Here is a 25368-nt window from a genome sequence, read left to right as displayed (position 1 = left end):
CAGTCCCGCCGGCGCTTGAAGCGGAATCAGCCCGCGCGGTGGACCACCGCGTCGCACAGGCCCTCAAGGGCCTGCTTCGCGGCGCAGTCGGGGAGCGGAGCCAGCGTGGCGCGCGCTTCGTCCGCGTAGCGGACGGTGTCGCGGCGGGCTTGTTCCAGCGCGGGGTGGGCGCGCAGCAAGCGCAGCGCCTCGGCGTGGCGGTGGTCGTCGGTGAGGTCGCCCGCGAGCAGGTCGTTGAGGTGACGGTCGGCCGCCGAGGCGGACCCGTTGGCCTGCGCGACCCGGGTGCGCAGGTGGAGCACCGGGAGCGTGGCGATGCCTTCGCGCAGATCGGTGCCGGGGGTCTTGCCCGACTCGTGGCTGTCGCTGGCGATGTCGAGGACGTCGTCGGCGAGCTGGAAGGCGGTGCCGATGCGCTCGCCGTACTGGGTGAGGATGTCGACGACGGATTCGTCGGCGCCGGACATCATGGCCCCGAAGCGGCCGGAGACGGCGATGAGCGAGCCGGTCTTGCCGCCGATGACGTCGAGGTAGTGGTCGATGGGGTCACGGCCGTCGGCGGGGCCCGCGGTCTCCAGGATCTGGCCGGTGACCAGCCGCTCGAAGGCCTCGGCCTGGACGCGGACGGCCTCGGGGCCCAGGTCGGCCAGTATGTGCGAGGCGCGGGCGAAGAGGAAGTCGCCGGTGAGGACGGCTACCGAGTTGTCCCAGCGGGCGTTGGCGCTGGGCACGCCGCGGCGTACGTCGGCCTCGTCCATGACGTCGTCGTGGTAGAGCGTGGCGAGATGCGTCAGCTCCACGACCACGGCGGACGGGACGATGCCGGGCGCGTGCGGGTCGCCGAACTGGGCGCCCAGCATGACCAGCAGCGGCCGGAACCGCTTGCCGCCGGCCCGCGCCAGATGGCGGGCGGCGCCGGTGATGAAGGGGACATCGCTCTTGGTGGCCTCCAGGAGGCCCTCTTCCACGGCAAACAGCCCGGCCCGGACGTCGGCCTCCAGGGCCTCGTCCCTCACGCTCAACCCGAACGGCCCGACGACGTTCACGAGGGGTACTCCATTCGCTGAGATGGCGTCTGAGGGGTGGCACTGCTTACACGGGCAGCGTAGCCGGTCCCCTCTCGATCTTTGCCGGGGCATCGCCCCTATATGGCCGCGACAGGTCAGGTACGCCGAGCCGTTCGCGATCTTGTCTCATATGATCCGTATTGATGCTATTTATTCCGACGACCGGGAGGGAGGCGCTCCGCCGATGCGCATTCGTACCGAATTCCCGTACACGACCTTCGTCGAGGACGTCCGCATCCCGCTGCCGGACGGCACCCGGCTCTACGCCCGTATCTGGCGGCCCTACGCCGACGAGCCGGTACCCGCGCTCCTGGAGTACCTCCCGTACCGGCTGTACGACTGGACGGCGCCGCGCGACTCCCAGCGGCACCCCTGGTACGCGGGCCACGGCTACGCCTCGGTGCGGGTGGACGTACGCGGCCACGGCAACTCCGAGGGGCTGCCCGGCGACGAGTACGACGCCACCGAGCTGGCGGACGGCGTCACGGTCGTCGAATGGCTCGCCGCGCGGCCGTGGTGCACCGGCCGGGTCGGGATGTTCGGCATCTCCTGGGGCGGCTTCAACAGCCTGCAGATCGCGGCGCTCGCGCCGGACGCCCTCAAGGCCGTCGTCACCGTCTGCTCCACCGACGACCGCTACGACAACGACGTCCACTACATGGGCGGTTCGGTGCTCGCCGTCGACATGCACGCCTGGGCCGCCACCCTGCTCGCCTTCGTCTGCCGGCCGCCGGATCCCACGGCGGTGGGCGACCGGTGGAAGGAGATGTGGCTCGAACGGCTCGCAGCCGTCGATCCCTTCATCCACACCTGGCTCAGCCACCAGACGCGTGACGCGTACTGGCGGCACGGCAGCGTGTGCGAGGACTACTCCGCCATCAAGGCCGCCGTCCTCACGGTCGGCGGCTGGCACGACCCGTACCGCGACACGGTGCTGCGCCTCATCGAGCATCTCGACGCCCCCGTCCGGGGGTTGATCGGCCCCTGGTCCCACCAGTACCCCGACCGGGGCCTGCCGCCCGGCCCGGCCATCGGCTTCCTCCAGGAGACGCTGCGCTGGTGGGACCACTGGCTCAAGGACAAGCCGACCGGGGTCATGGACGACCCCCTGCTGCGCAGCTGGATCAGCGAGTCGCACCCGCCGGCCACGGTCTACGCCGAGCTGCCGGGCCGCTGGGTCGCCGAGGACACCTGGCCGTCGCCCGCCGTCACCTACACGCCGTACGCGCTGCCCGGCGGCCCCGTACGGGTCGACTCCCCGCAGCACACCGGGGTCGACGCCGGCCGTTTCTTCCCCTTCGGCAACGACGCCGACCTGCCGCCGGACCAGCGCGAGGAGGACGGCCGCTCGGTCTGTTTCGACTCCGCGCCGCTCGACGACCGGGTGGAGATCCTCGGCCGCCCCCGGGTCCGGCTGCGGCTGCGCTGCGACGCGCCGCGCGGCCAGGTCGTCGCCCGCGTCTGCGACGTGGCCCCGGACGGCTCCTCCACCCTCATCACCCGGGGCGTCCTCAACCTCCTGGCCCGGCACGGCCGCGACCGGGCCGTGGAGTGGATCCCCGGCGCCACCGAGGACATCACCTTCGACCTCAACGGCATCGGCCACGCCTTCCCCCACGGTCACCGGATCCGGCTCGCCCTGTCGTCCGCCTACTGGCCCTGGATCTGGCCCCATCCACAGCCCGAGAACGCCTCCGGTTTCATCATCGACGCCGCGGAAAGCGCCCTGGACCTGCCGGTCCGCGCCCTCTCTCCCTCCGCGATCCCCCTCCGCTTCGAGGAAGCGGAACAGTCCGCTCCGCTCCCCGTCGTCTTCCCCGGCGCCGCCGCGCCGCGCCCCGAACGCGTCGTCACCCGCGATGTCGCCATGAACGCCTGGCAGCTGGACGTCGACCCCCGCTACGGCGGCACCCGCATCTATCCCGACGGCCTCGAATTCACCGAGGACGCCCAGGAGACGTACCGCATCGAGTCGGCCGACCCGCTCTCCGCCGCCACCCGCTCCCAATGGCACGTCCGGCTGCGCCGCCCCGACCTCGGCTGGGACGTCCGCATCGAGACCAGGTCGGAGATCCAGGCCGACGCGACGCACTTCATCACCTTCAACGAGGTGACCTGCCACTCCGGCGCTGAGCCCGTCTTCCACCAGACCTGGACCCGCCGCATCCCCCGCACCGCCGGTTGAACGGAAAGAACGGGAAACGGGAACGAGAAACGAGAACGGCCGTCGTGCGCTCGCGCGTCGACGGCCGTTCTCGTTTTCGGTGCGGTCAGCGGACGAAGACGCCCGCCTTGTCGGCGAGATCAAGGAAGTACTGCGGCATGACACCCAGTACGAGCGTCACCGCCACGCCGATCCCGATGGCCGTGGACGTCAGCGCGCTCGGGACGGCGACCGTGGGGCCGTCCGGCTTCGGCTCGCTGAAGAACATCAGCACGATGACCCGGATGTAGAAGAACGCGGCGATGGCCGAGGAGAGCACACCCACGATGACCAGCGGCATCGCGCCGCCCTGGGCCGCCGCCTTGAAGACCGCGAACTTCCCCGCGAAGCCGGACGTCAGCGGGATGCCCGCGAACGCCAGCAGGAAGACCGCGAAGACCGCCGCGACGAGCGGCGAGCGCCGTCCGAGGCCGGCCCAGTGCGAGAGGTGGGTGGCCTCGCCGCCCGCGTCGCGGACCAGGGTGACGACGGCGAAGGCGCCGAGCGTCACGAAGGAGTACGCCGCGAGGTAGAAGAGCACGGACGAGACGCCGTCGGGCGTGGTGGCGATGACACCCGCGAGGATGAACCCGGCGTGCGCGATGGACGAATACGCCAGCAGCCGCTTCACATCGGTCTGGGTGACGGCGACGATCGCGCCGACCAGCATCGTCAGGATGGCGACGCCCCACATGACCGGGCGCCAGTCCCAGCGCATGCCCGGCAGGACCACGTACAGCAGCCGCAGCAGCGCGCCGAAGGCGGCGACCTTGGTGGCGGCGGCCATGAAGCCGGTCACGGGGGTCGGGGCGCCCTGGTAGACGTCCGGGGTCCACATGTGGAACGGCACGGCGCCGACCTTGAACAGCAGCCCCATCGCGACCATCGCCGTGCCGATGAGCAGCAGCGCGTCATTGCCGGTGGTGGCGGCGAGCGCCGGGGTCATCTTGGCGGTGCCGTCGACGACGGCGGCGATCCCGGAGTACGAGACGGTGCCCGCGTAACCGTAGAGCAGCGCGATGCCGAACAGCAGGAACGCCGAGGAGAAGGCCCCCAGCAGGAAGTACTTCATCGCGGCTTCCTGCGACATGGCGCGGCGGCGGCGGGCCAGCGCGCACAGCAGGTACAGCGGCAGCGAGAAGACCTCCAGCGCCACGAAGAGCGTCAGCAGGTCGGACGCGGCCGGGAAGATCAGCATGCCGCCGACCGCGAAGAGCAGCAGCGGGAAGACCTCGGTGGTGGTGAATCCGGCCTTGACAGCGGCTTTCTCGGCGTCGCCGCCGGGGATCGCGGATCCCTGAGCGGCGAAGGAATCGACGTGCCGGCCGTGCGCCTTGGGGTCGAGTCGGCGTTCGGCGAAGGTGAACACCGCGACCAGCCCGACCAGCAGGATCGTGCCCTGCAGGAAGAGTGCGGGGCCGTCAATGGCCACCGCCCCCATGGCGGCGACATGCGCCTTGGTGGTGCCGTAGCCCTTGGCCGCCAGGGCCACGACCGCGGCGAAGGCGGCGGCGAGGCCGACGACGCTCACCGCGATCTGGCCCAGGTAGCGGGACCTGCGGGGCAGGAACGCCTCGACGAGGATCCCGATGACCGCTGCCCCGAAGACGATCAGGACGGGCGACAGCTGGGTGTACTCGATCTTCGGGGCGGGGATCTTGTCTGCGGCGGGCGCCGCCATTGTCCACAGGCTGTGGACGGCTGTTCCGCTCACTTGGTCGCCTCCAGCGCGGGCTTGGGGTCGGTCTTGTGCACGTCGGAGAGCGTCTGACCGACCGCCGGATTGACGATGTCCGTGAGCGGCTTCGGGTACACGCCGAGGAAGAGGAGCAGCGCGATCAGCGGGGCCACCACGGCGATCTCGCGGACCTTGAGGTCCGCCATCCCCTCGATGCCCGCCTTGACCGGCCCGGTCATCGTCCGCTGGTAGAGGACGAGGACGTAGAGCGCGGCGAGCACGATGCCGGCGGTCGCGATGATGCCGAGCGCCGGATAGCGGCTGAACGTGCCGACGAGCACCAGGAATTCGGAGACGAACGGGGCCAGCCCCGGCAGCGACAGCGTCGCCAGTCCGCCGATCAGGAAGGTGCCGGCGAGCACCGGCGCCACCTTCTGCACACCGCCGAAGTCGGCGATGAGCCGCGAGCCGCGCCGGCTGATCAGGAAGCCGGCCACCAGCATCAGCGCGGCGGTCGAGATCCCGTGGTTGACCATGTAGAGCGCGGCGCCGCTCTGCCCCTGGGTGGTCATCGCGAAGATGCCCAGGATGATGAAGCCGAAGTGCGAGATGGACGCGTAGGCGATCAGCCGCTTGATGTCGCGCTGGCCGACGGCGAGCAGGGCGCCGTAGATGATGCCGATCACCGCGAGCACCAGGATCACCGGCGTCGCCCACTTGCTGGCCTCCGGGAAGAGCTGGAGGCAGTAGCGCAGCATCGCGAAGGTGCCGACCTTGTCGACGACCGCGGTGATGAGCACCGCGACCGGCGCGGTCGACTCGCCCATCGCGTTCGGCAGCCAGGTGTGCAGCGGCCACAGCGGCGCCTTCACCGCGAAGGCGAAGAAGAAGCCGAGGAAGATCCACCGCTCGGTGGAGGTGCCCAGCTCGAACTTGCCGTCCGCGCGGGCCTGCAGGATCTCCTGGAGGGAGAACGTGCCGTGACCGAGCTGGTGGGCGGTGGCCGCGTACAGCCCGATGACGGCGGCCAGCATGACGAGCCCGCCGACCAGGTTGTAGAGCAGGAACTTCACGGCCGCGTACGAGCGCTGCTTGGCCGCCTCGTCCTCGCCGCCCGCGACGGAGTCGCTGTACTGCGCAGCATGGGCCCGGTCCCCGAAGCCGCCGATGAGGAAGTACATCGGGATGAGCATGGCTTCGAAGAAGATATAGAAGAGGAAGACGTCGGTGGCCTCGAAGGAGACCAGCACCATCGCCTCGACCATCAGGATCAGCGCGAAGAAGCCCTGGGTCGGCCGCCAACGTGAATTGGACTCAACCTGATCGGGCCCCTCCTCCCCGAGGGGGGGCGAGGAGGGAGGGTCGGCGTCGTGCCAGCCCGCGAGGATGACGAACGGGATCAGGAGCGCGGTCAGTGCGATCAGCGAGACGCCGATGCCGTCCACGCCGAGTTCGAAGCGGACCCCGAAGCTCTTGATCCACGGCCGGGATTCGGTGAGCTGGTAGCGGTCACCGCCCGGTTCGAACCGGACGAGGACGATCGCGGCCAGCACGAGCGTCGCGGCCGAGAAGCCCAGCGCCGACCACTTGGCGGCGGTGCGCTTGGCGGCCGGTACGGCGGCGGTGGCGATCGCGCCGACCGCCGGGAGGGCGGCCGTCACGGTAAGGAGGGGAAAGGACATGAGTTATCAGACCGCCCTCATCAGGAGAGTCGCGGCGACCAGGACCGCCGTGCCACCCAACATCGAGACCGCGTACGAGCGGACGTAGCCGTTCTGCAGCTTGCGCATCCGGCCGGAGAGGCCGCCCACGGCGGCGGCGGTGCCGTTGACCGCGCCGTCCACCAGGGAGTGGTCCAGATAGACCAGGCTGCGCGTGAGGTGCTCGCCACCGCGGACCAGCACCACGTGGTTGAGGTCGTCCTGCAGCAGGTCGCGCCGGGCGGCGCGGGTCAGCAGCGAGCCGCGCGGGGCGGTGGCCGGCACGGGCCTGCGCCCGTAGACCAGCCAGGCCAGGCCGACGCCGAGGAGGAGGACGACCATCGTGCCGCCCGTCACGGTCGTGGCGCTGATGGGCGAGTTCCCCTCCGCATGACCGGTGACCGGTTCCAGCCACTTCAGGAAGGAGCTGTTCAGGCTGAACAGCCCGCCCGCGAAGACCGATCCGAAGGCGAGGACGACCATCGGGATGGTCATCGACTTGGGCGACTCGTGCGGGTGCGGCTCGTGGCCGTCCGCGTCCGGGACCCAGCGCTTCTCGCCGAAGAACGTCATCAGCATCACGCGCGTCATGTAGAACGCCGTGATGGCCGCGCCCAGCAGGGCCGCGCCGCCGAGGATCCAGCCCTCGGTGCCGCCCTTCGCGAAGGCCGCCTCGATGATCTTGTCCTTGGAGAAGAAGCCGGACAGGCCGGGGAAGCCGATGATCGCCAGATAGCCGAGGCCGAACGTGATGAACGTGACCGGCATGTACTTGCGCAGGCCCCCGTACTTCCGCATGTCGACCTCGTCGTTCATGCCGTGCATGACGGAACCTGCGCCGAGGAAGAGCCCGGCCTTGAAGAAGCCGTGGGTGACCAGGTGCATGATCGCGAAGACATAGCCGATCGGGCCGAGCCCGGCGGCCATGATCATGTAGCCGATCTGCGACATCGTCGAGCCCGCCAGGGCCTTCTTGATGTCGTCCTTCGCGCAACCGACGATCGCACCGAACAGCAGCGTGACCGCGCCGACCGTGACCACCGCGACCTGCGCGTCCGGGGCGCCGTTGAAGATCGCGCCGGACCGGGTGATCAGATACACACCCGCCGTCACCATCGTCGCCGCGTGGATGAGGGCCGAGACCGGGGTCGGGCCCTCCATCGCGTCACCGAGCCAGGACTGCAGCGGCACCTGGGCGGACTTGCCGCACGCGGCGAGCAGCAGCATCAGGCCGATGGCCGTCAGCTTGCCCTCCCCCGCGTCGCCCGCGTGCGCCAGCACCGGCTGGAAGGTGAACGTCCCGAAGGTCGTGAACATCAGCATGATCGCGATGGACAGACCCATGTCACCGACGCGGTTGACGAGGAACGCCTTCTTCGCCGCCGTGGCCGCGCTCGGCTTGTGCTGCCAGAAGCCGATCAGCAGATACGAGGCGAGGCCGACGCCCTCCCAGCCGACGTACAGCAGGAAGTAGTTGTCGGCGATGACCAGCAGCAGCATCGCCGCCACGAACAGGTTCAGATAGCCGAAGAAGCGGCGGCGCCGCTCGTCGTGCTCCATGTAGCCGATCGAGTAGACGTGGATCAAGGTGCCCACACCGCTGATCAGCAGCACGAAGGTCATCGACAACTGGTCGAGCTGGAAGCCGATGTCGGCCTGGAAGCCGCCGACCGGCACCCAGCTGAACAGGTGCGAGTACATGGTGCGGTGCTCGCCGCTCTTGCCGAGCATGTCGAAGAAGAGCACGGCGCCGATGACGAAGGACACCGCCGAGAGGAGCGTGCCGAGCCAGTGGCCGGTACGGTCCAGCCGGCGGCCGCCGGTCAGCAGGATGCCCGCGCCCAGCAGTGGCGCCAGTACGAGCAGTCCGATGAGGTTCTCCACTGTCGCTACCCCTTACAGCTTCATCAGGCTGGCGTCGTCGACCGAGGCCGAGTGCCGGGAGCGGAACATCGTCACGATGATCGCGAGCCCGACCACGACCTCGGCGGCGGCGACCACCATCGTGAAGAAGGCGATGATCTGGCCGTCGAGGTTGCCGTGCATCCGGGAGAAGGTGACGAACGCCAGGTTGCAGGCGTTCAGCATCAGCTCGATGCACATGAAGACGATGATCGCGTTCCGCCGGATCAGCACCCCGGCGGCGCCGATGGTGAACAGCAGCGCGGCCAGGTACAGGTAGTTGACCGGATTCACTTGCTCGCCTCCTCTGGCGCCGGGCTCTGGGGCGCCGCGACCTGTGGCGCCGACCGTTCCAGCCAGGTCTCCGAGCGCTGGTCCAGCTCGGCGAGATCGGCCAGGGCCTCGTTCGATACATCACGGATCTGGCCGCGCTCGCGCAGCGTGGCGCTGACCGACAGGTCCGAGGTGGTGCCGTCCGGCAGCAGGCCGGGGACGTCCACCGCGTTGTGCCGGGCGTACACGCCGGGCGCGGGCAGCGGCGGAACCTGGGTGCCCGCGCGGACCCGCGCCACCGACAGCTCTCGCTGGGTGCTGCGCTCCTCGGTCCGCTCGCGGTGAGTGAGGACCATCGCGCCGACGGCCGCCGTGATCAGCAGCGCGCCGGTGATCTCGAACGCCCACACGTACTTGGTGAAGATGAGGCGCGCGAGGCCCTGGACATTGCCGCCCGCGTTCGCCTGGCCGAGGCCGGCGAAAGTGTCGAGCGAGGCGTTGCCGATGCCCGCGATCAGCAGGATCCCGAAGCCGAGGCCGCACCCCGCGGCCAGCCAGCGCTGGCCCTTCAGCGTCTCCTTGAGCGAGTCGGCGGCGGTGATGCCGACCAGCATGACGACGAAGAGGAAGAGCATCATGATCGCGCCGGTGTAGACGACGATCTGCACGACGCCGAGGAAGTACGCGCCCTGCGCCATGTAGAAGATCGCCAGGACGATCATCGTCCCGGCCAGACACAGCGCGCTGTGCACCGTCTTCTTGCTCAGTACCGTGCCCAGCGCCCCCAGGACGGCGACGACCGCGAGCACCCAGAACTGGACGGCTTCCCCTGTGGAAGTGCCGCCCACCGTGGCCGCTGCGAAAGTGGACATCATGCCTCCGCCCCCGTTCCCGCGGGCGTGCCGCCGCCGGGGGCGGGCACGGGCGCCGACAACCCCGCCGCTTCCGCCGGCTTCTCGCCCTTGGAGACCGCCACCTGGCGCTCCGTGCCAGGCGCAGCCTCCGTCACCACGCCACGGTAGTAATCCCCTTCATCCATTCCGGGGAAAATGGAGTGCGGCGCCTCGACCATGCCCTCCTCCAGACCGGCGAGGAGCTGCTCCTTGGTGAAGATCAGCGATTCGCGGCTGCTGTCGGCGAGTTCGTACTCGTTCGTCATCGTCAGCGCCCGGGTGGGGCACGCCTCGATGCACAGGCCGCACAGGATGCAGCGGGCGTAGTTGATCTGGTAGACGCGGCCGTAGCGCTCACCCGGGGAGTAGCGCTCCTCCTCGGTGTTCTCCGCGCCCTCCACATAGATCGCGTCGGCCGGGCAGGCCCACGCGCACAGCTCACAGCCGATGCACTTCTCCAGCCCGTCCGGATGCCGGTTGAGCTGGTGCCGGCCGTGGAAGCGCGGCGCGGTCGGCTTCTTGTACTCGGGGTACTGCTCGGTCAGCCGCTTCTTGAACATGGCCTTGAAGGTCACGCCGAAGCCCGCGACCGGGCCCAGGAACTCAGGCATCGTCGGCCTCCTTGTCATTGACCGGGGCGTCCGGGGCGCCGACGAGCTGGGGCTCGCCGCCGCTGCGGCTGCGACGGCGCGGCACCGGTGGCAGGGTCTGCCCCGGCAACGGCGGTACGGGGAAGCCGCCCGCCATCGGATCGAACGGTTCCGGCGGCGCGAGCTGTGCCGCCGCCTCCTCCTTCTTCCGTTCGCGGTCACGGAACACATCGACCACGAGCGAGATGAGCAGCAGCGAGATGACCGCCCCGCCGACGTACAGCACGATGTCGCGCAGGCCGTAGTTCTCGTTCCGCATCGCCCGGACGGTCGCGACCAGCATCAGCCAGACCACCGAGACCGGGATGAGGACCTTCCAGCCGAGCTTCATGAGCTGGTCGTAGCGCACCCGCGGGAGCGTGCCGCGCAGCCAGATGAAGAAGAACAGCAGCAGCTGGACCTTGATCGTGAACCAGAGCATCGGCCACCAGCCGTGGTTCGCGCCCACCCAGAAGGAACTGATCGGCCACGGGGCCCGCCAGCCGCCCAGGAAGAGGGTGGTCGCCACCGCCGAGACGGTCACCATGTTCACGTACTCGGCGAGCATGAAGAGTGCGAACTTGATCGACGAGTACTCGGTGTTGAAGCCGCCGACGAGGTCGCCCTCGGACTCCGGCATGTCGAACGGGGCGCGGTTCGTCTCGCCGACCATCGTCGCGATGTAGACCAGCAGCGAGACGGGCAGCAGGATCGCGAACCAGCGGTCGTGCTGCGCATCGACGATCGCCGAGGTGGACATCGACCCCGAGTAGAGGAAGACCGACGCGAAGGCCACGCCCATCGCGATCTCGTAGCTGATCATCTGTGCGGACGCCCGCAAGCCGCCGAGCAGCGGATACGTCGAGCCGGAGGACCAGCCCGCGAGCACGATGCCGTAGATGCCGACGGATGCGGTCGCCAGGAGGTACAGGGCGCCGATCGGGAGATCGGTGAGTTGCAGCGCGGTACGGGTACCGAAGATCGAGACTTCGTTGTCCGCCGGGCCGAACGGGATCACCGCGATGGACATGAAGGCGGGGACCGCCGCGACGATCGGCGCGAGGACGTAGACCACCTTGTCCGCGCGCTTGACGATGATGTCTTCCTTCAGCATCAGTTTGATGCCGTCGGCCAGCGACTGGAGCATGCCCCACGGGCCGTGCCGGTTGGGGCCGATGCGCAGCTGCATCCATGCGACGACCTTGCGTTCCCAGACGATCGAGAACAGCACGGTCAGCATCACGAACGCGAAGCAGAAGACCGCCTTGAGGAGGACCAGCCACCAGGGATCGGTGCCGAACATCGACAGATCCTCGGCGGCCAGGGTCACGGCGGAGAGGTTGTTCACAGGGCCACCTCCGTGGCAGCGGCGCCGACCTTGACGACCTGGCCGGGGAGTGCGCCGGTATCACTGGCGACGCCCCCGCCCGTGGAGTTCAGCGGCAGCCACACCACCCGGTCGGGCATCGGCGTGATGCGCAGCGGCAGCCGTACCGGTCCGGCGGGGCCGGAGACCTCGGCGAGCGCGCCGTCGGCGATCCCGGCCAGCGCATCGTCGCCCTCCTGGAGCTTGCCCTGGTCGAGCAGCAGCCGGTGGCCGGCGAGCACCGCCTCGCCCGCAGCGGGCTGGGGCAGCGGCTTGGACGTCTCCAGCGGTTGCGAGGCATGCGGCCCGTCCCAGGGGGAGAGCCGGTCCAGCTCGGCGCGGGCGGCGCGTACGTCGCCCAGTCCGAGGCTCACGCCGAGCGCGTCGGCGAGCATCGTCAGCACCCGGGCGTCGGGCAGCTGGTGCCGGTTGACGACCTGGTCCGGCTTGATGGCCGCGTCGAAGAGCCGGGCCCTGCCCTCCCAGTTGAGGAAGGTGCCGGCCTTCTCGGCGACCGCGGCCACCGGCAGGACGACATCGGCCCGGTCGGTGACCTCGGACGGCCGCAGTTCCAGGCTGACCACGAAGCCGACCGCGTCCAGCGCGAGCCGGGCGCGTGCCGGGTCGGGCAGGTCCGCGACCTCGACGCCGCCGACGACCAGTGCCGCCAGCTCACCGCTCGCGGCGGCCTCGACGATCTGGCCGGTGTCGCGGCCGAAGCGGTGCGGGAGTTCGGCCAGGCCCCAGACCCGGGCGACCTCGTCGCGGGCCCGCGGATCGGTGACCGGACGGCCACCGGGCAGCAGACCGGGCAGCGCGCCCGCCTCGACCGCTCCGCGTTCGCCCGCCCGGCGCGGGATCCAGGCGAGCCGCGCGCCGCTCGCCGCGGCGAAGCGGATCGCGGCGGTCAGCGCGCCCGGTACGGCGGCCAGCCGTTCGCCGACCAGGATCACCGAACCCTCGGCGCGCAGCGCCTCGGCGGCCTTCTCGCCCGCCTCGTCCAGTCCGACACCGCCGGCGAGCGCGTCCAGCCACTCGGGCTCGGTGCCGGGCGCGGCCGGCAGCAGGGTGCCGCCCGCCTTCGTCAGGCCACGGCTCGCGAACGGCGCCAGTGCGTAGGTCCGCTGGCGCCGCTTCTGGTTCGCTTTGCGAAGCCGGAGGAAAATGCCCGGAGCCTCCTCCTCGGCCTCGAGTCCGACGAGCAGCACGGCCGGCGCCTTCTCCAGCGATGTGTACGTGATGCCTTCGCCGTCCAGGTCCCGGCCGCGTCCCGCCACCTGCGAGGCCAGGAAGTCGGCCTCCTCGGCGCTGTGCGTCCGGGCCCGGAAGTCGACGTCGTTGGTGGAGAGGGCGACCCGCGCGAACTTGGCGTAGGCGTAGGCGTCCTCGACGGTCAGCCGGCCACCGGCCAGCACCGCGGTGCGTCCGCCGGCCGCCGCGATCCCGGCGGCCGCGGCCGCCAGCGCCTCGGGCCAGCTCGCGGTCTCGAGCTCGCCGCTCTCCTTGTTACGGAGCAGCGGGTGCTTGAGTCGGTCGGGGCGCTGTGCGTAACGGAAGCCGAAGCGCCCCTTGTCGCACACCCACTCCTCATTGACCTCGGGGTCGTCCGCCGCCAGCCGCCGCATGACCTTGCCGCGCCGGTGATCGGTGCGCGTCGCGCAGCCGCCCGCGCAGTGCTCGCAGACGGACGGCGACGACACCAGGTCGAACGGCCGGGACCGGAAGCGGTACGCCGCGGATGTCAGCGCGCCCACCGGGCAGATCTGGATCGTGTTGCCGGAGAAGTACGAGGCGAACGGGTCGCCCTCCCCGATGCCGATCTGCTGGAGGGCGCCGCGCTCGACCATCTCGATGAACGGGTCGCCCGCGATCTGCTCCGAGAAGCGGGTACAGCGCGCGCACAGCACGCACCGCTCCCGGTCCAGCAGCACCTGTGTGGAGATCGGCACCGGCTTCTCGTACGTGCGCTTCCTGCCTTCGAAGCGGGTGTCGGCCTGGCCGGTGCTCATCGCCTGGTTCTGCAGCGGGCACTCGCCGCCCTTGTCGCAGACCGGGCAGTCCAGCGGGTGGTTGATGAGCAGCAGTTCCATCACACCGCGCTGCGCCTTCTCGGCGGCCGGCGAGGTGAGGTGGGTCTTGACGACCATGCCGTCGGTGCAGGTGATCGTGCACGACGCCATCGGCTTGCGCTGGCCCTCGATCTCGACGATGCACTGCCGGCAGGCGCCGGCCGGGTCGAGGAGCGGGTGGTCGCAGAACCGCGGGATCTCGATGCCCAGCAGCTCCGCGGCACGGATCACCAGGGTCCCCTTGGGGACCGAGAGCGCGATGCCGTCGATCGTGACGGCGACGAGATCCTCCGGCGGAACCGCCGCCTCTCCCCCTCCGGAGGGGGCAGACGTGGTGACTGTCATGCGTTCACCTCCAGGTGAGACGTGCCGGCGTCGGCCCATACGGTCGAGGCGGCCGGGTCGAAGGGGCAGCCCTTGCGCTCGATGTGGTCCTCGTACTCCGCGCGGAAGTACTTGAGAGAGGAGAAGATCGGGCTGGCGGCGCCGTCGCCGAGCGCGCAGAAGGACTTGCCGTTGATGTTGTCGGCGATGTCGTTGAGCTTGTCGAGGTCGGAGAGCTTGCCCTTGCCCGCCTCGATATCGCGCAGCAACTGGACCAGCCAGTACGTGCCCTCACGGCACGGTGTGCACTTGCCGCAGGACTCGTGGGCGTAGAACTCCGTCCAGCGGGTCACCGCCCGCACCACGCACGTCGTCTCGTCGAAGCACTGCAGCGCCTTGGTGCCGAGCATGGAGCCGGCGGCGCCGACGCCCTCGTAGTCGAGCGGTACGTCCAGGTGCTCGTCGGTGAACATCGGGGTCGACGAGCCGCCCGGGGTCCAGAACTTGAGGCGGTGTCCCGGCCGGATGCCGCCGCTCATGTCGAGCAGCTGGCGCAGCGTGACGCCGAGCGGGGCCTCGTACTGGCCGGGGCTGACCACATGCCCGGACAGCGAGTAGAGCGTGAAGCCCGGGGACTTCTCGGTGCCCATCGACTTGAACCAGTCCTTGCCGCGCTGCATGATCGCGGGCACCGAGGCGATGGACTCGACGTTGTTGACGACGGTCGGGCAGGCGTAGAGGCCCTCGACCGCCGGGAACGGCGGGCGCAGCCGGGGCTGGCCGCGGCGCCCCTCGAGCGAGTCCAGCAGCGCGGTCTCCTCGCCGCAGATGTACGCGCCCGCCCCGGCGTGGACGGTCAGTTCCAGGTCGAAGCCGCTGCCCATGATGTTGGTGCCGAGGTATCCGGCCGCGTACGCCTCGCGCACGGCCTCGTGCAGCCGCCGCAGTACAGGGACGACCTCGCCGCGCAGATAGATGAAGGCGTGGCGGGAGCGGATCGCGTGGCAGGCGATCACCATGCCCTCGATGAGCGAGTGCGGGTTCGCGAACAGCAGCGGGATGTCCTTGCAGGTGCCCGGCTCGGACTCGTCCGCGTTGACGACCAGGTAGTGCGGCTTGCCGTCACCCTGCGGGATGAACTGCCACTTCATGCCGGTCGGGAAGCCGGCGCCGCCGCGGCCGCGCAGCCCCGAGTCCTTCACATACGCGATGACGTCGTCCGGCGGCATCGCGAGGGCCTTGCGCAGCCCCTCGTAGCCCTCGTGACGGCGGTAGGTGTCGAGCGTCCACGACTGGGGGTCGTCCCAGAAGGCCGACAGGACGGGTGTGAGCAGCTTCTCGGGCGATTCCACGGTCATCACTTGCCCTCCTCGCTCTCAGGTCCTGCCGATTTGGCTGCGTCCGGCACGTCGGTCTCCTGCGGTGCGTCGTGCGAGCCGGCGGGCTCGGCGGGGCCGGGTTGCCCGGTGGTGGGGCCCGACTGCCCGGTCGGTGTCTCGCCCTGCGGCGGTACGGAAAGACGGCGGGCGGCCCGGCTCGCGCCGGCGGCGGGCAGCGCCTCGCCGCGCGACAGCCGCAGTCCCGCCAGCGAGGCGGGTCCGGCTCCGCCGGTCGCCTCGACGGCGCCCGGGCGCTCGTCGGGGAAGCCGGCGAGGATGCGGGCGGTCTCCTTGTAGGTGCACAGGGGCGCGCCGCGCGTCGGCCGCACTTCGCGGCCCTCGATGAGGTCGTCCACCAGCTGCTTGGCGGAGTCCGGCGTCTGGTTGTCGAAGAACTCCCAGTTCACCATCACCACGGGCGCGAAGTCGCAGGCCGCGTTGCACTCGATGTGCTCCAGCGTGACCTTGCCGTCGTCGGTGGTCTCGTTGTTGCCGACCCCGAGGTGCTGCTTCAGCTCGTCGAAGATGGCGTCGCCGCCCATCACCGCGCACAGCGTGTTGGTGCAGACCCCGACCTGGTAGTCGCCGCTCGGCTTGCGCCGGTACATGGAGTAGAAGGTCGAGACCGCGGTGACCTCCGCGGTGGTGAGGCCGAGCTGCTCCGCGCAGAACCGCACGCCGGTGCGGGTGACGTACCCCTCCTCGGCCTGCGTGAGGTGCAGCAGCGGGAGGAGCGCGCTGCGGCTGTCGGGGTAGCGGGCGATGATCTCCTTCGCGTCCGCGTCCAGCCTGGCGCGCACATCGGCCGGATAGTCGGCAGCGGGGAGCTGCGGCATCCCCAAACTGATGTCTGTCATCGGTCGACGCCTCCCATCACGGGGTCGATGGACGCCACGGCCACGATGACGTCGGCGACCTGGCCGCCCTCGCACATCGCCGCCATGGACTGCAGGTTGGTGAAGGACGGGTCGCGGAAGTGGACCCGGAAGGGGCGGGTGCCGCCGTCGCTGACGACATGGACACCCAGCTCGCCCTTGGGGGACTCCACGGCGGTGTACGCCTGGCCCGCCGGCACCCGGAAGCCCTCGGTCACCAGCTTGAAGTGGTGGATCAGGGACTCCATCGAGGTGCCCATGATCTTCTTGATGTGGTCGAGGGAGTTGCCCAGTCCGTCAGGACCGAGCGCGAGCTGCGCGGGCCAGGCGATCTTCTTGTCCTCGACCATCACCGGCCCGGGAGCCAGCTTGTCCAGGCACTGCTCGACGATCCGCAGCGACTGCCGCATCTCTTCCAGCCGCACAAGGAACCGGCCGTACGAATCGCAGGTGTCGGCGGTCGGGATCTCGAAGTCGTAGTTCTCGTAGCCGCAGTACGGCTGCGCCTTGCGCAGATCGTGCGGCAGGCCGGCGGCGCGCAGGATCGGTCCGGTGGCGCCCAGCGCCATGCAGCCGGCCAGGTCCAGGTAGCCGACCTCTTCCATCCGGGCCTTGAAGATCGGGTTGCCGGTGGCGAGCTTGTCGTACTCGGGAAGGTTCTTGCGCATCTTCTTCACGAGCTCGCGGATCTGGTCCACCGCGCCCGGCGGCAGATCCTGGGCGAGGCCGCCCGGCCGGACGTACGCGTGGTTCATGCGCAGCCCGGTGATCAGCTCGAAGACGTCCAGGATCAGTTCACGGTCGCGGAACCCGTAGATCATGATCGTGGTGGCGCCGAGTTCCATGCCGCCGGTGGCGATGCACACCAGGTGCGAGGAGAGCCGGTTCAGCTCCATCAGCAGCACCCGGATGACGGTCGCCCGGTCCGGGATCTGCTCGGTGACACCGAGCAGCTTCTCGACCGCGAGGCAGTACGCCGTCTCGTTGAAGAACGGCGTGAGGTAGTCCATGCGGGTCACGAAGGTGGACCCCTGGGTCCACGTCCGGTACTCCATGTTCTTCTCGATGCCGGTGTGGAGGTAGCCGATCCCCGACCGGGCCTCGGTGACCGTCTCGCCGTCGATCTCCAGGATCAGCCGGAGCACGCCGTGGGTGGACGGGTGCTGCGGGCCCATGTTGACGATGATGCGCTCGTCGTCGGCCTTGGCGACGGTCTCCACCAGCTCGTCCCAGTCACCCCCGGTGACGGTGAAGACCCGGCCTTCGGTGGTCTCGCGTTCTTCCGCCTGAGCGGGTGCGTGGTGAGTGCTCATCAGGAGTACGACCTCCGCTGGTCGGGAGCCGGGATCTCGGCGCCCTTGTACTCGACGGGGATGCCGCCGAGCGGATAGTCCTTGCGCTGCGGGTGGCCGGGCCAGTCGTCCGGCATCATGATCCGCGTGAGGGCCGGGTGGCCGTCGAAGACGATGCCGAAGAAGTCGTACGCCTCGCGCTCGTGCCAGTCGTTCGTCGGGTACACCGGGACGATCGACGGGATGTGCGGATCACTGTCGGGGGCGCTCACCTCCAGCCGGATCAGCCGGTTGTGGGTGATCGAGCGCAGGTGGTAGACGGCGTGCAGCTCGCGGCCCGTGTCCTCGGGGTAGTGCACCCCGCTGACGCCCGTACAGAGCTCGAAGCGCAGCGCCGGATCGTCGCGGCAGACCGTGACGACCCGCACGAGGTGCTCGCGGGCGATGTGGAACGTCAGCTCGTCCCGGTCGACGACGGTCCGGTCGATCGCGGTGGAGGGGGCGAGTCCCTGCTCCTCCAGCGCGCCCTCCAGCTCGTCGGCCACTTCGTCGAACCAGCCGCCGTAGGGGCGGTGGGACGCGCCGGGCAGCCGGACGGTCCTGACCAGGCCGCCGTAGCCGGAGGTGTCGCCGCTCCTGTCAGCGCCGAACATCCCCTTGCGGGTACCGATGACCTCGCCGGCCGCGCCGCGCTGGCCGGGAAGGTTGTCGGCCTGCAGGTCGCGCTCGGGGTTGGTGCCGTTGGCGTCTGTCACCGCAGCAGCCCCTTCATCTCGATCAGCGGGAGCGCGTTGAGAGCGGCGGTCTCCGCTTCGCGGGCCGCCTCCTCACGGTTCACGCCGAGCTTCTCGCCCTGGATCTTGTGGTGGAGCTTGATGATCGCGTCCATGAGCATCTCGGGCCGGGGCGGACAGCCGGGCAAATAGATATCAACGGGGACAATATGATCAACACCCTGCACAATGGCATAATTGTTGAACATTCCACCCGAAGAAGCACAAACCCCCATGGAGATGACCCACTTGGGATTCGGCATCTGGTCATAGACCTGCCGCAGCACCGGGGCCATCTTCTGGCTGACCCGCCCGGCCACGATCATCAGATCCGCCTGCCGCGGCGAACCGCGGAAGACCTCCATACCGAAACGGGCCAGGTCGTAGCGCCCGGCCCCGGTCGTCATCATCTCGATGGCACAGCAGGCAAGGCCGAAGGTGGCCGGGAAGACCGACGCCTTACGCACCCAGCCCGCGGCGGACTCCACCGTGGTCAGCAGAAATCCACTCGGCAGTTTTTCTTCGATACCCATGCGTTGGCCCCTTGTCCCCTAGTCCCATTCCAGGCCGCCGCGCCGCCACACGTATGCGTAGGCGACGAAGACGGTGAGCACGAAGAGGAGCATCTCCACGAGCCCGAAAATCCCCAGGGAGTCGAAGGTGACGGCCCAGGGATAGAGGAAGACGATCTCGATGTCGAAGACGATGAAGAGCATCGCCGTCAGGTAGTACTTGATGGGGAAGCGCCCGCCGCCGATCGGCTGCGGAGTGGGCTCGATGCCACACTCATAGGCTTCCAATTTAGCCCGATTATACCGTTTTGGTCCGACAATCGAGGCCGTGATCACGGAGAAGATCGCGAAGCCGGCCCCGAGGCCGCCCAAGACGAGGATGGGCGCATAGGCGTTCACCGTCCCCCGCTCCTTCCAGTCGTCGATGACTGCGTGGGGGTCCCCCCGCGGGGGGAGGGACCGTGCGCTCGGACCGTGTCCGGCTCACGAAGATCACGTCTATGTGAGGCAGTTCACAAGCCCAAGCCGCCTGCATCTTATGCCTGCGAGTCTGTGATCTGCGACACGGGGTGGGTCAACAGCTTTGTGATCTCCACCACCCGGTGAATGATCATGAAGGCTGATGAGCGGTGATCTTGCACCGCATGCGGCACAAACAATCACTTGACGTGACATTCACTCGCGTTACCCCTGGTCACAGCTGCGCGCGCATTATCAAGCGCCCCGCGGCAGAGGCAAATTCGCCCTGGCCCGAATGGCGTGATAGCGCCGGTCATCCCCCTAGGGGTGAACGGGACGAAGGTCCCGCTGACGCACGTGAACCGGCGCACGAGCGGGCGACGGCGGCCGCGGAACGATCCAGACATAAGGTCCTCGTCAGCAAGATCCAAATAAGGACATTAGGCCGTGTCCACGACAACTGTGTCGCATCCCACCTTTGTTGAACGGAACCAGAGCATCCTGATAGCCAGGACCCCATGTCCCCAAACCTGAACCGGACGACCAAGTCCGAATCGCATACAGGCCGCCGACGGCACGCCGCGCCTGGTAACCCGAACTGGGCCCGCCGTGCCGGAATCGTCGGCGGCGTCATCAGTGCCCTCGCCCTCAGTGGCGCTGCCGCTCCGGCCATGGCCGATCACGTGACCGGCTCCCCCGCTCCGGTCGAAACCGCGACGACCGCCGAGCAGACGCCCGCCCTCAGCACTAGCGCCTCCGCCGCGCAGGCCGCCGCAGCTCTCGACCAGACGGTCGTTCAGCTGAAGCTCGACGCCGCCGAGGACCGCGCGACCGCTGTGGCCAAGAAGGCCGCCGCCGAGACCAGGAAGGCCGAGCAGAAGAAGGCGGCCGACGCGAAGGCCGCCGCCGCCAAGGCCGCAGACGAGCGAGCGGCCGCCTCCCAGGCCGCCTCCCGCTCCTCGGACCGGGCGAAGCTCTCCGTGAGCTCCTCGTCCTCCTCGACGTCCTCCGCGTCCTCCTCCTCGCCCACCACGGCGAGCGGCAGCATCGCGAGCGTCATCAGCTTCCTGAAGGCCCAGATCGGCAAGCCGTACGTCATGGGCGGCTCCGGCCCGTCCTCGTACGACTGCTCGGGCCTGACCCAGGCGGCCTTCAAGACGATCGGCGTGGACCTCCCCCGCACCTCCCAGGAGCAGTCGAACACCGGCACCCCGGTGTCCATCAGCTCCCTCCAGGTCGGCGACCTCGTCTTCTGGGGCGGCCAGGGCGGCGCGTACCACGTCGGCGTCTACATAGGCGGCAACCAGTACCTGGACGCGGCGAACCCCAGCACGGGCATCGGCATCCACGACATGAGCTGGTCCACCCCGGACTTCGCCACGCGCGTGGCCTGATCCGTCCGTCTGCACAAACCGTTCCGGCAACGGTCCCAGCACCACCCCACGAAGGGCCGCCGTCCCCCCGCTCGGGACGACGGTTCTTCGGGGTGGTGGGTGGGTTCGTAGCTGGCGTTCAGGCGTTTCGCAGCGCGGGCGGTACGTGGCCGGCGTTCAGGCGCTGTGAAGTGCGGGCGGTACGTGGCCGGCGTTCAGGCGCTGGGGGCAGCGCCACGGTACTCAGCCGGCGGGGGTAGCGCCACGGTACTCAGCCGGTCGAGGGCCTCGGCGAACCGGGTCAGGTGCTCCTGGTCCGACAGAAACGGCGACGAGACCGGGTGTTCAACGTAGACGGTGCCCAGTGCGGGGACGGGCGACTCGAAGTAGACGAAGGGTGTGCCGAACCTGGCTGGATACGCCGGTGCCGCGAAAGGCAGGATCTGAATCCGGACATGTGGGTGTCGGGCCATCTCAACGAGATGCTCGATCTGCCGACGCATGACCTCCGCGCCGACAAACTGCATGTGCAGAGCGGCCTCGTGGATCACCGCGTGGTAGATCGGAGGCGCATCGCCCACGAGGATGCTCTGTCGTCGCTGCCTGAACTCGACACCCCGCTCCAGCTCGGCAGGAGTGGCATCGGGCCCTTGCGAAACGGAAGTACCGCTTCTCCAGGGTGAATTGACTCTGCGTCAATACATTGAAGGCAACCGGACACCCGGAGGCATCACGTCATGCCAGGACCCGACTTCTCCTTAGTCTTCCCGCCCCACCCCGTCTGGGTGCGGTCCGCCCGTGAAGCCGTGCGTGCGCTGTTGATGAGTGCGCGGCGGGACGATCTCACTGATACGGCGCTGCTGTTGACGTCCGAGGCGGTGACCAACGCGGTCAACGCGTGTCACAGCAGTGGCTGTTCGATACCGGTCACGCTGTCGGCCGAGTGGACCGGCGTCGACGCGAGCGAGACCCTGCGGGTGCTGGTGCACGACGCGGCGCCCGGGCTGCCCGCCGGACGGGGCGCCGAGGGGGGCGACGAGTCGGGGCGGGGGCTGGCGCTCATCGGGGACTGTGCCACGGACTGGGGGGTGCGGCCGCATGACGCCGGGCCCGGGAAGGCCGTGTGGTTCGAGCTCTGACCGGCCGGGGCTGCGCTTGAGGCTCAGCTGGGAGTGTCAGGATGGAGCCATGACGATCAACGTGTTCTTCGACATCGCCATCGACGGCGCGCCCGCTGGGCGCCTCACCTTCAACCTCGACGACGAGGTGACCCCCAAGACGGCGGAGAACTTCCGCGCGCTGGCTACCGGCGAGCTGGGCTTCGGGTACAAGGAGTCCTCCTTCCACCGGATCATTCCCGGGTTCATGCTCCAGGGTGGCGACTTCACCAGGGGCGACGGCACGGGCGGCAAGAGCATCTACGGAGCGAAGTTCCCCGACGAGAACTTCACCCGCAAGCACACCAAGCCGGGCCTGCTGTCGATGGCGAACGCCGGGCCGAACACCAACGGCTCCCAGTTCTTCGTCACCACCGTGGCGACGCCCCACCTGGACGGCAAGCACGTCGTGTTCGGCGAGGTCGCCGACCAGGCGAGCCTGGACCTGGTCACGAAGATCGAGGGGTACGGCACCCGCGGCGGGAAGCCCACGGCCAAGATCACCATCTCTGACAGTGGCGTCGTCGGCAGCTAACGGAGCCACCGGGTAGCACCGGGTAGCACTGGGTAGCACCGGGTAGCACCGGGTAGCGGCGAAACCCGCAGCCGGCGAGTCGGTCAGCGAGTGCCGGATGGCGTCGATGACCGGCTCGTCGGCGGGCCGGGCACGGGCGCGGCCTAGTTCAGGGCGCGGACGGCCGTCGTCCGGGCGCCGCCCGCGTCACCGGTGTTGGGGACTCCCGCCGGTTCCATCAGCAGGATGGCCGTCTCCTCGGCGGCCAGCGGGCAGTGCTCCACGCCGCGGGGGACCACGAACAGTTCGCCAGGTTCGAGGACGACGTCACCATCCCTCAGCTGGATGGTGAGCCGGCCGCTGATGACGAGGAAGAGTTCGTCGGTGTCCTCGTGGGTGTGCCAGACGAACTCGCCCTGCAACTTGGCGATCTTGACCTCGTAGTCGTTGACGTCGGCGATCTTGCGCTGTGCCCACTGGTCGCTGAACTGGGCGAGCGCGGCAGCGATGTTCACGGGAGCGGGCATGGGAGAGGTCATGAGGAGGAGGCCTTCCGGGGAGTGGGGTGGCTGGTCCCCCTGAGGGTGCCGCAGCCCGCGGCCGGCGGTCTTGTACGTTCTTCACATGGCCGGAGATCGTACGAACTCCGCGAATTCGCGGATTACCGCCTGGCAGCCGAAGGTTCCGGGCATCGCCGAGGTCTTCCACGCGCACTTCACCGACCACGCCTACCCGGCCCACACCCATGACAGCTGGACGCTGATGATCGTCGATGACGGTTCGGTCGACTTCGGCCTCGACCGCCATCGCCACGGGGCCACCGGCAAGGGCATCGTCGCTCTGCTGCCTCCCGGGGTCACCCATGACGGCAGGACGGCCACGCCCGCCGGGTTTCGCAAGCGGGTGCTGTACCTGGACACGTCCGTGCTTCCCGAGCGGTTGGCCGGAACCGCCGTCGACAGCCCGATCCTCGCCGATGCGCTGCTGCGGCACCGCGTTCATCAACTGCACGACGCTCTCGGCCACGCGGGAGACGCGTTCGAGGGCGAAGCCCGGCTGGCGTTCGTACGGGAACGGCTGCAATTCCATCTGGCCGGGACCCGCTCCCGCCAACCGGGCCGGGAGGCCGGCCGGCTGGCCGTGGCGCTGCGCGAGCTGCTGGATGCCCGGGTCGCCGACGGAATGACGCTGCAGGAGGCGGGCACGGTGCTGCGGGCGCACCCCACCCATCTGATCCGCTGCTTCAAGCGGACGTACGGGCTGCCGCCGCACGTCTATCTGACCGGGCTGCGGATCGACCGGGCGCGGCGGCTGCTGCTCGCGGGCGGGCGCCCGGCCGACGTCGCCACGGAGGTGGGGTTCTACGACCAGGCGCACCTGAACCGGCACTTCCGGCGGCATGTCGGCACCACGCCCGCGAGGTACGCCACCGCGCCACGGGGCTAGGGCATGTTTCGAAAGTAGCGCCGTCCGCCCGGAGGGCGGGGCCCACGGCGTCTGGTGGGTGCGCTCGCAAGGCGGAGGGTCGTCCTCGTACTGGACGTACTTGGACGAGCCCGACAACGCAGCGAGCGTGCGTGCCAGGCGTCGTGAGCCAGGCGGGACTTTCGAAACACGCCCTAGGAGTTGGGGGCGACCTTGCTCAGGCCGTTGATGATGCGGTCCATCGCGTCGCCGCCCGTGGGGTCGGTGAGGTTGGCGAGCATCTTGAGTGTGAAGCGCATCAGAACGGGGTGGGTGAGGCCGCGCTGGGTGGCGATCTTCATGACCCTGGGGTTGCCGATGAGCTTCACGAAGGCGCGGCCCAGCGTGTAATAGCCGCCGTAGGTGTCCTTGAGGATGCGCGGATAGTTGAGGAGGGCCAGTTCGCGCTGGGCGGGGGTCTGGCGGGCGTGGGCCTGGACGATGACGTCGGCCGCGGTCTGGCCGGACTCCATCGCGTAGGCGATGCCCTCGCCGTTGAACGGGTTGACGAGGCCGCCGGCGTCGCCGACGAGCAGCAGTCCCTTGGTGTAGTGCGGCTGGCGGTTGAAGGCCATCGGGAGGGCGGCACCGCGGATGGGGCCGATCTGGTTCTCTTCGGTGTAGCCCCAGTCGGCCGGCATGGAGGCGCACCACGCCTTGAGGACCTCGCGCCAGTCCAGCTCCTTGAAGGCGCTCGACGAGTTGAGGATGCCGAGGCCGACGTTGCTCGTGCCGTCGCCCATGCCGAAGATCCAGCCGTAGCCGGGGAGAAGACGGTCCTCGGCGCCGCGCTTGTCCCAGAGTTCGAGCCAGGACTCCAGGTAGTCGTCGTCATGGCGGGGCGAGGTGAAGTACGTACGGACGGCGACGCCCATCGGGCGGTCCTCGCGCCGGTGCAGGCCCATGGCGAGCGACAGCCGGGTGGAGTTGCCGTCGGCCGCGACCACGAGGGGCGCGTGGAAGGTGACCGGGGTCTTCTCCTCGCCGAGTTTGGCCTCGACGCCGATGATGTGGCCGGTGCGCTCGTCACGGATCGGGGCGCCGACGTTGCAGCGCTCGTGGAGCCGGGCGCCGGCCTTCTGGGCCTGGCGGGCGAGCAGCTCGTCGAAGTCCTCGCGCCTGCGGACGAGTCCGTAGTCCGGGTACGTGGCGAGGTCCGGCCAGTCGAGCTGGAGGCGGACACCGCCGCCGATGATGCGCAGGCCCTTGTTGCGGAGCCAGCCGGCCTCTTCGGAGATGTCGATGCCCATCCCGACGAGCTGCTTGGTGGCGCGCGGGGTGAGCCCGTCGCCGCAGACCTTCTCGCGCGGGAAGGCGGTCTTCTCGAGGAGAAGGACGTCGAGTCCTGCCTTGGCCAGGTAGTACGCGGTCGTCGAACCGGCTGGCCCGGCCCCGACGACGATCACATCGGCGCTGTTCTCGGACAGGGCGGTGTCGGTCACGGTGGGCTCTCCGGTTTCGGCGAG

22 protein-coding genes and 1 pseudogene are annotated in these 25368 nt (G+C 69.4%); 5 read left to right on the top strand and 18 right to left on the bottom strand.

The annotated features are described in order from the left end of the window. Nucleotides 1–26: 26 nt before the first annotated feature. A complete protein-coding gene (locus QMK24_RS10815; RefSeq protein WP_283465227.1) occupies nt 27–1046 on the bottom strand; it encodes a polyprenyl synthetase family protein in 1020 nt (339 codons plus the stop codon). A gap of 205 nt (nt 1047–1251) precedes the next feature. Here QMK24_RS10815 and QMK24_RS10810 point away from each other — a divergent pair, with 205 nt between their 5' ends. Beyond that, nucleotides 1252–3252 carry a CocE/NonD family hydrolase gene (locus QMK24_RS10810; RefSeq protein ID WP_283465226.1) on the top strand — a complete coding sequence of 667 codons (2001 nt, stop codon included), beginning with the start codon at nt 1252–1254 and terminating at the stop codon, nt 3250–3252. 85 nt (nt 3253–3337) lie between these two features. Here the strand turns inward: QMK24_RS10810 and nuoN are convergent, their stop codons facing one another. From nuoN to QMK24_RS10740, 14 genes are read right to left on the bottom strand one after another with little or no spacing between them, the layout of a single operon-like run. Beyond that, complete coding sequence (gene nuoN, locus QMK24_RS10805) at nt 3338–4984, bottom strand: NADH-quinone oxidoreductase subunit NuoN (protein ID WP_283465224.1); 1647 nt, start codon at nt 4982–4984, stop codon at nt 3338–3340. Further along, nucleotides 4981–6630: an NADH-quinone oxidoreductase subunit M gene (locus QMK24_RS10800; RefSeq protein ID WP_283465222.1), complete on the bottom strand. Its 1650-nt coding sequence runs from the start codon at nt 6628–6630 to the stop codon at nt 4981–4983. The genes nuoN and QMK24_RS10800 overlap by 4 nt, the downstream gene beginning before the upstream one ends. A 6-nt stretch (nt 6631–6636) precedes the next feature. Continuing rightward, complete coding sequence (gene nuoL / locus QMK24_RS10795) at nt 6637–8532, bottom strand: NADH-quinone oxidoreductase subunit L (RefSeq protein WP_283465221.1); 1896 nt, start codon at nt 8530–8532, stop codon at nt 6637–6639. Between the two features lie 12 nt (nt 8533–8544). Further along, nucleotides 8545–8844, bottom strand: a complete 300-nt coding sequence (gene nuoK / locus QMK24_RS10790; protein ID WP_283465220.1) for an NADH-quinone oxidoreductase subunit NuoK — start codon at nt 8842–8844, stop codon at nt 8545–8547. Further along, nucleotides 8841–9695 (bottom strand): NADH-quinone oxidoreductase subunit J, encoded by an 855-nt coding sequence (locus QMK24_RS10785; RefSeq protein ID WP_283465218.1) that lies wholly within the window; start codon nt 9693–9695, stop codon nt 8841–8843. The genes nuoK and QMK24_RS10785 overlap by 4 nt, the downstream gene beginning before the upstream one ends. Then, on the bottom strand, nt 9695–10327 hold the full coding sequence (gene nuoI / locus QMK24_RS10780) for an NADH-quinone oxidoreductase subunit NuoI (RefSeq protein ID WP_283465217.1): 633 nt from the start codon (nt 10325–10327) through the stop codon (nt 9695–9697). Before nuoI ends, QMK24_RS10785 begins: the two co-directional genes overlap by 1 nt. After that, the gene (gene nuoH / locus QMK24_RS10775) at nt 10320–11648 is read right to left on the bottom strand and encodes an NADH-quinone oxidoreductase subunit NuoH (protein WP_283465268.1); all 1329 of its coding nucleotides are present in this window, start codon (nt 11646–11648) and stop codon (nt 10320–10322) included. The genes nuoI and nuoH overlap by 8 nt, the downstream gene beginning before the upstream one ends. Before the next feature lie 41 nt (nt 11649–11689). Further along, complete coding sequence (locus tag QMK24_RS10770) at nt 11690–14125, bottom strand: NADH-quinone oxidoreductase subunit G (protein WP_283465216.1); 2436 nt, start codon at nt 14123–14125, stop codon at nt 11690–11692. Next, nucleotides 14122–15462 (bottom strand): NADH-quinone oxidoreductase subunit NuoF, encoded by a 1341-nt coding sequence (gene nuoF / locus QMK24_RS10765; protein WP_283465215.1) that lies wholly within the window; start codon nt 15460–15462, stop codon nt 14122–14124. The genes QMK24_RS10770 and nuoF overlap by 4 nt, the downstream gene beginning before the upstream one ends. Next, the gene (gene nuoE / locus QMK24_RS10760; protein ID WP_283465267.1) at nt 15462–16319 is read right to left on the bottom strand and encodes an NADH-quinone oxidoreductase subunit NuoE; all 858 of its coding nucleotides are present in this window, start codon (nt 16317–16319) and stop codon (nt 15462–15464) included. The genes nuoF and nuoE overlap by 1 nt, the downstream gene beginning before the upstream one ends. 17 nt (nt 16320–16336) lie before the next feature. After that, a complete protein-coding gene (locus QMK24_RS10755; protein WP_283465214.1) occupies nt 16337–17671 on the bottom strand; it encodes an NADH-quinone oxidoreductase subunit D in 1335 nt (444 codons plus the stop codon). Continuing rightward, entirely contained in the window at nt 17671–18405 is a 735-nt protein-coding gene (locus tag QMK24_RS10750) for an NADH-quinone oxidoreductase subunit C (RefSeq protein ID WP_283465213.1), read from the bottom strand. Before QMK24_RS10750 ends, QMK24_RS10755 begins: the two co-directional genes overlap by 1 nt. Next, the gene (locus QMK24_RS10745; RefSeq protein WP_283465212.1) at nt 18402–18956 is read right to left on the bottom strand and encodes a NuoB/complex I 20 kDa subunit family protein; all 555 of its coding nucleotides are present in this window, start codon (nt 18954–18956) and stop codon (nt 18402–18404) included. The genes QMK24_RS10750 and QMK24_RS10745 overlap by 4 nt, the downstream gene beginning before the upstream one ends. An 18-nt stretch (nt 18957–18974) precedes the next feature. After that, the gene (locus tag QMK24_RS10740) at nt 18975–19334 is read right to left on the bottom strand and encodes an NADH-quinone oxidoreductase subunit A (RefSeq protein ID WP_164296559.1); all 360 of its coding nucleotides are present in this window, start codon (nt 19332–19334) and stop codon (nt 18975–18977) included. Between the two features lie 578 nt (nt 19335–19912). On the opposite strand from QMK24_RS10740, the gene QMK24_RS10735 reads away from it, so the two are divergent. Next, on the top strand, nt 19913–20788 hold the full coding sequence (locus tag QMK24_RS10735) for a C40 family peptidase (protein ID WP_283465211.1): 876 nt from the start codon (nt 19913–19915) through the stop codon (nt 20786–20788). A gap of 194 nt (nt 20789–20982) precedes the next feature. Here the strand turns inward: QMK24_RS10735 and QMK24_RS10730 are convergent. Further along, nucleotides 20983–21405, bottom strand: a pseudogene (locus tag QMK24_RS10730) (DUF5753 domain-containing protein); the annotation flags it as partial. A gap of 99 nt (nt 21406–21504) precedes the next feature. Between QMK24_RS10730 and QMK24_RS10725 the strand changes: the two are divergent. Both QMK24_RS10725 and QMK24_RS10720 read left to right on the top strand, forming a co-directional pair. Beyond that, nucleotides 21505–21906, top strand: a complete 402-nt coding sequence (locus QMK24_RS10725) for an ATP-binding protein (protein WP_283465210.1) — start codon at nt 21505–21507, stop codon at nt 21904–21906. 49 nt (nt 21907–21955) lie between these two features. Continuing rightward, nucleotides 21956–22459, top strand: a complete 504-nt coding sequence (locus QMK24_RS10720) for a peptidylprolyl isomerase (RefSeq protein ID WP_283465208.1) — start codon at nt 21956–21958, stop codon at nt 22457–22459. Nucleotides 22460–22602: 143 nt separating this feature from the next. Here QMK24_RS10720 and QMK24_RS10715 read toward each other — a convergent pair whose 3' ends face one another. Beyond that, on the bottom strand, nt 22603–22965 hold the full coding sequence (locus QMK24_RS10715) for a cupin domain-containing protein (protein ID WP_283465207.1): 363 nt from the start codon (nt 22963–22965) through the stop codon (nt 22603–22605). Between the two features lie 97 nt (nt 22966–23062). Between QMK24_RS10715 and QMK24_RS10710 the strand changes: the two genes are divergently transcribed. Continuing rightward, a complete protein-coding gene (locus QMK24_RS10710; protein WP_283465206.1) occupies nt 23063–23884 on the top strand; it encodes a helix-turn-helix domain-containing protein in 822 nt (273 codons plus the stop codon). A gap of 173 nt (nt 23885–24057) precedes the next feature. Here QMK24_RS10710 and QMK24_RS10705 read toward each other — a convergent pair whose 3' ends face one another. Next, a complete protein-coding gene (locus QMK24_RS10705) occupies nt 24058–25344 on the bottom strand; it encodes a geranylgeranyl reductase family protein (RefSeq protein ID WP_283465205.1) in 1287 nt (428 codons plus the stop codon). Nucleotides 25345–25368: the final 24 nt, after the last annotated feature.

The organism is Streptomyces sp. PH10-H1, assembly GCF_030063355.1.
Classification (GTDB): domain Bacteria; phylum Actinomycetota; class Actinomycetes; order Streptomycetales; family Streptomycetaceae; genus Actinacidiphila.
This window is presented reverse-complemented; position numbering and strand designations above follow the sequence as displayed.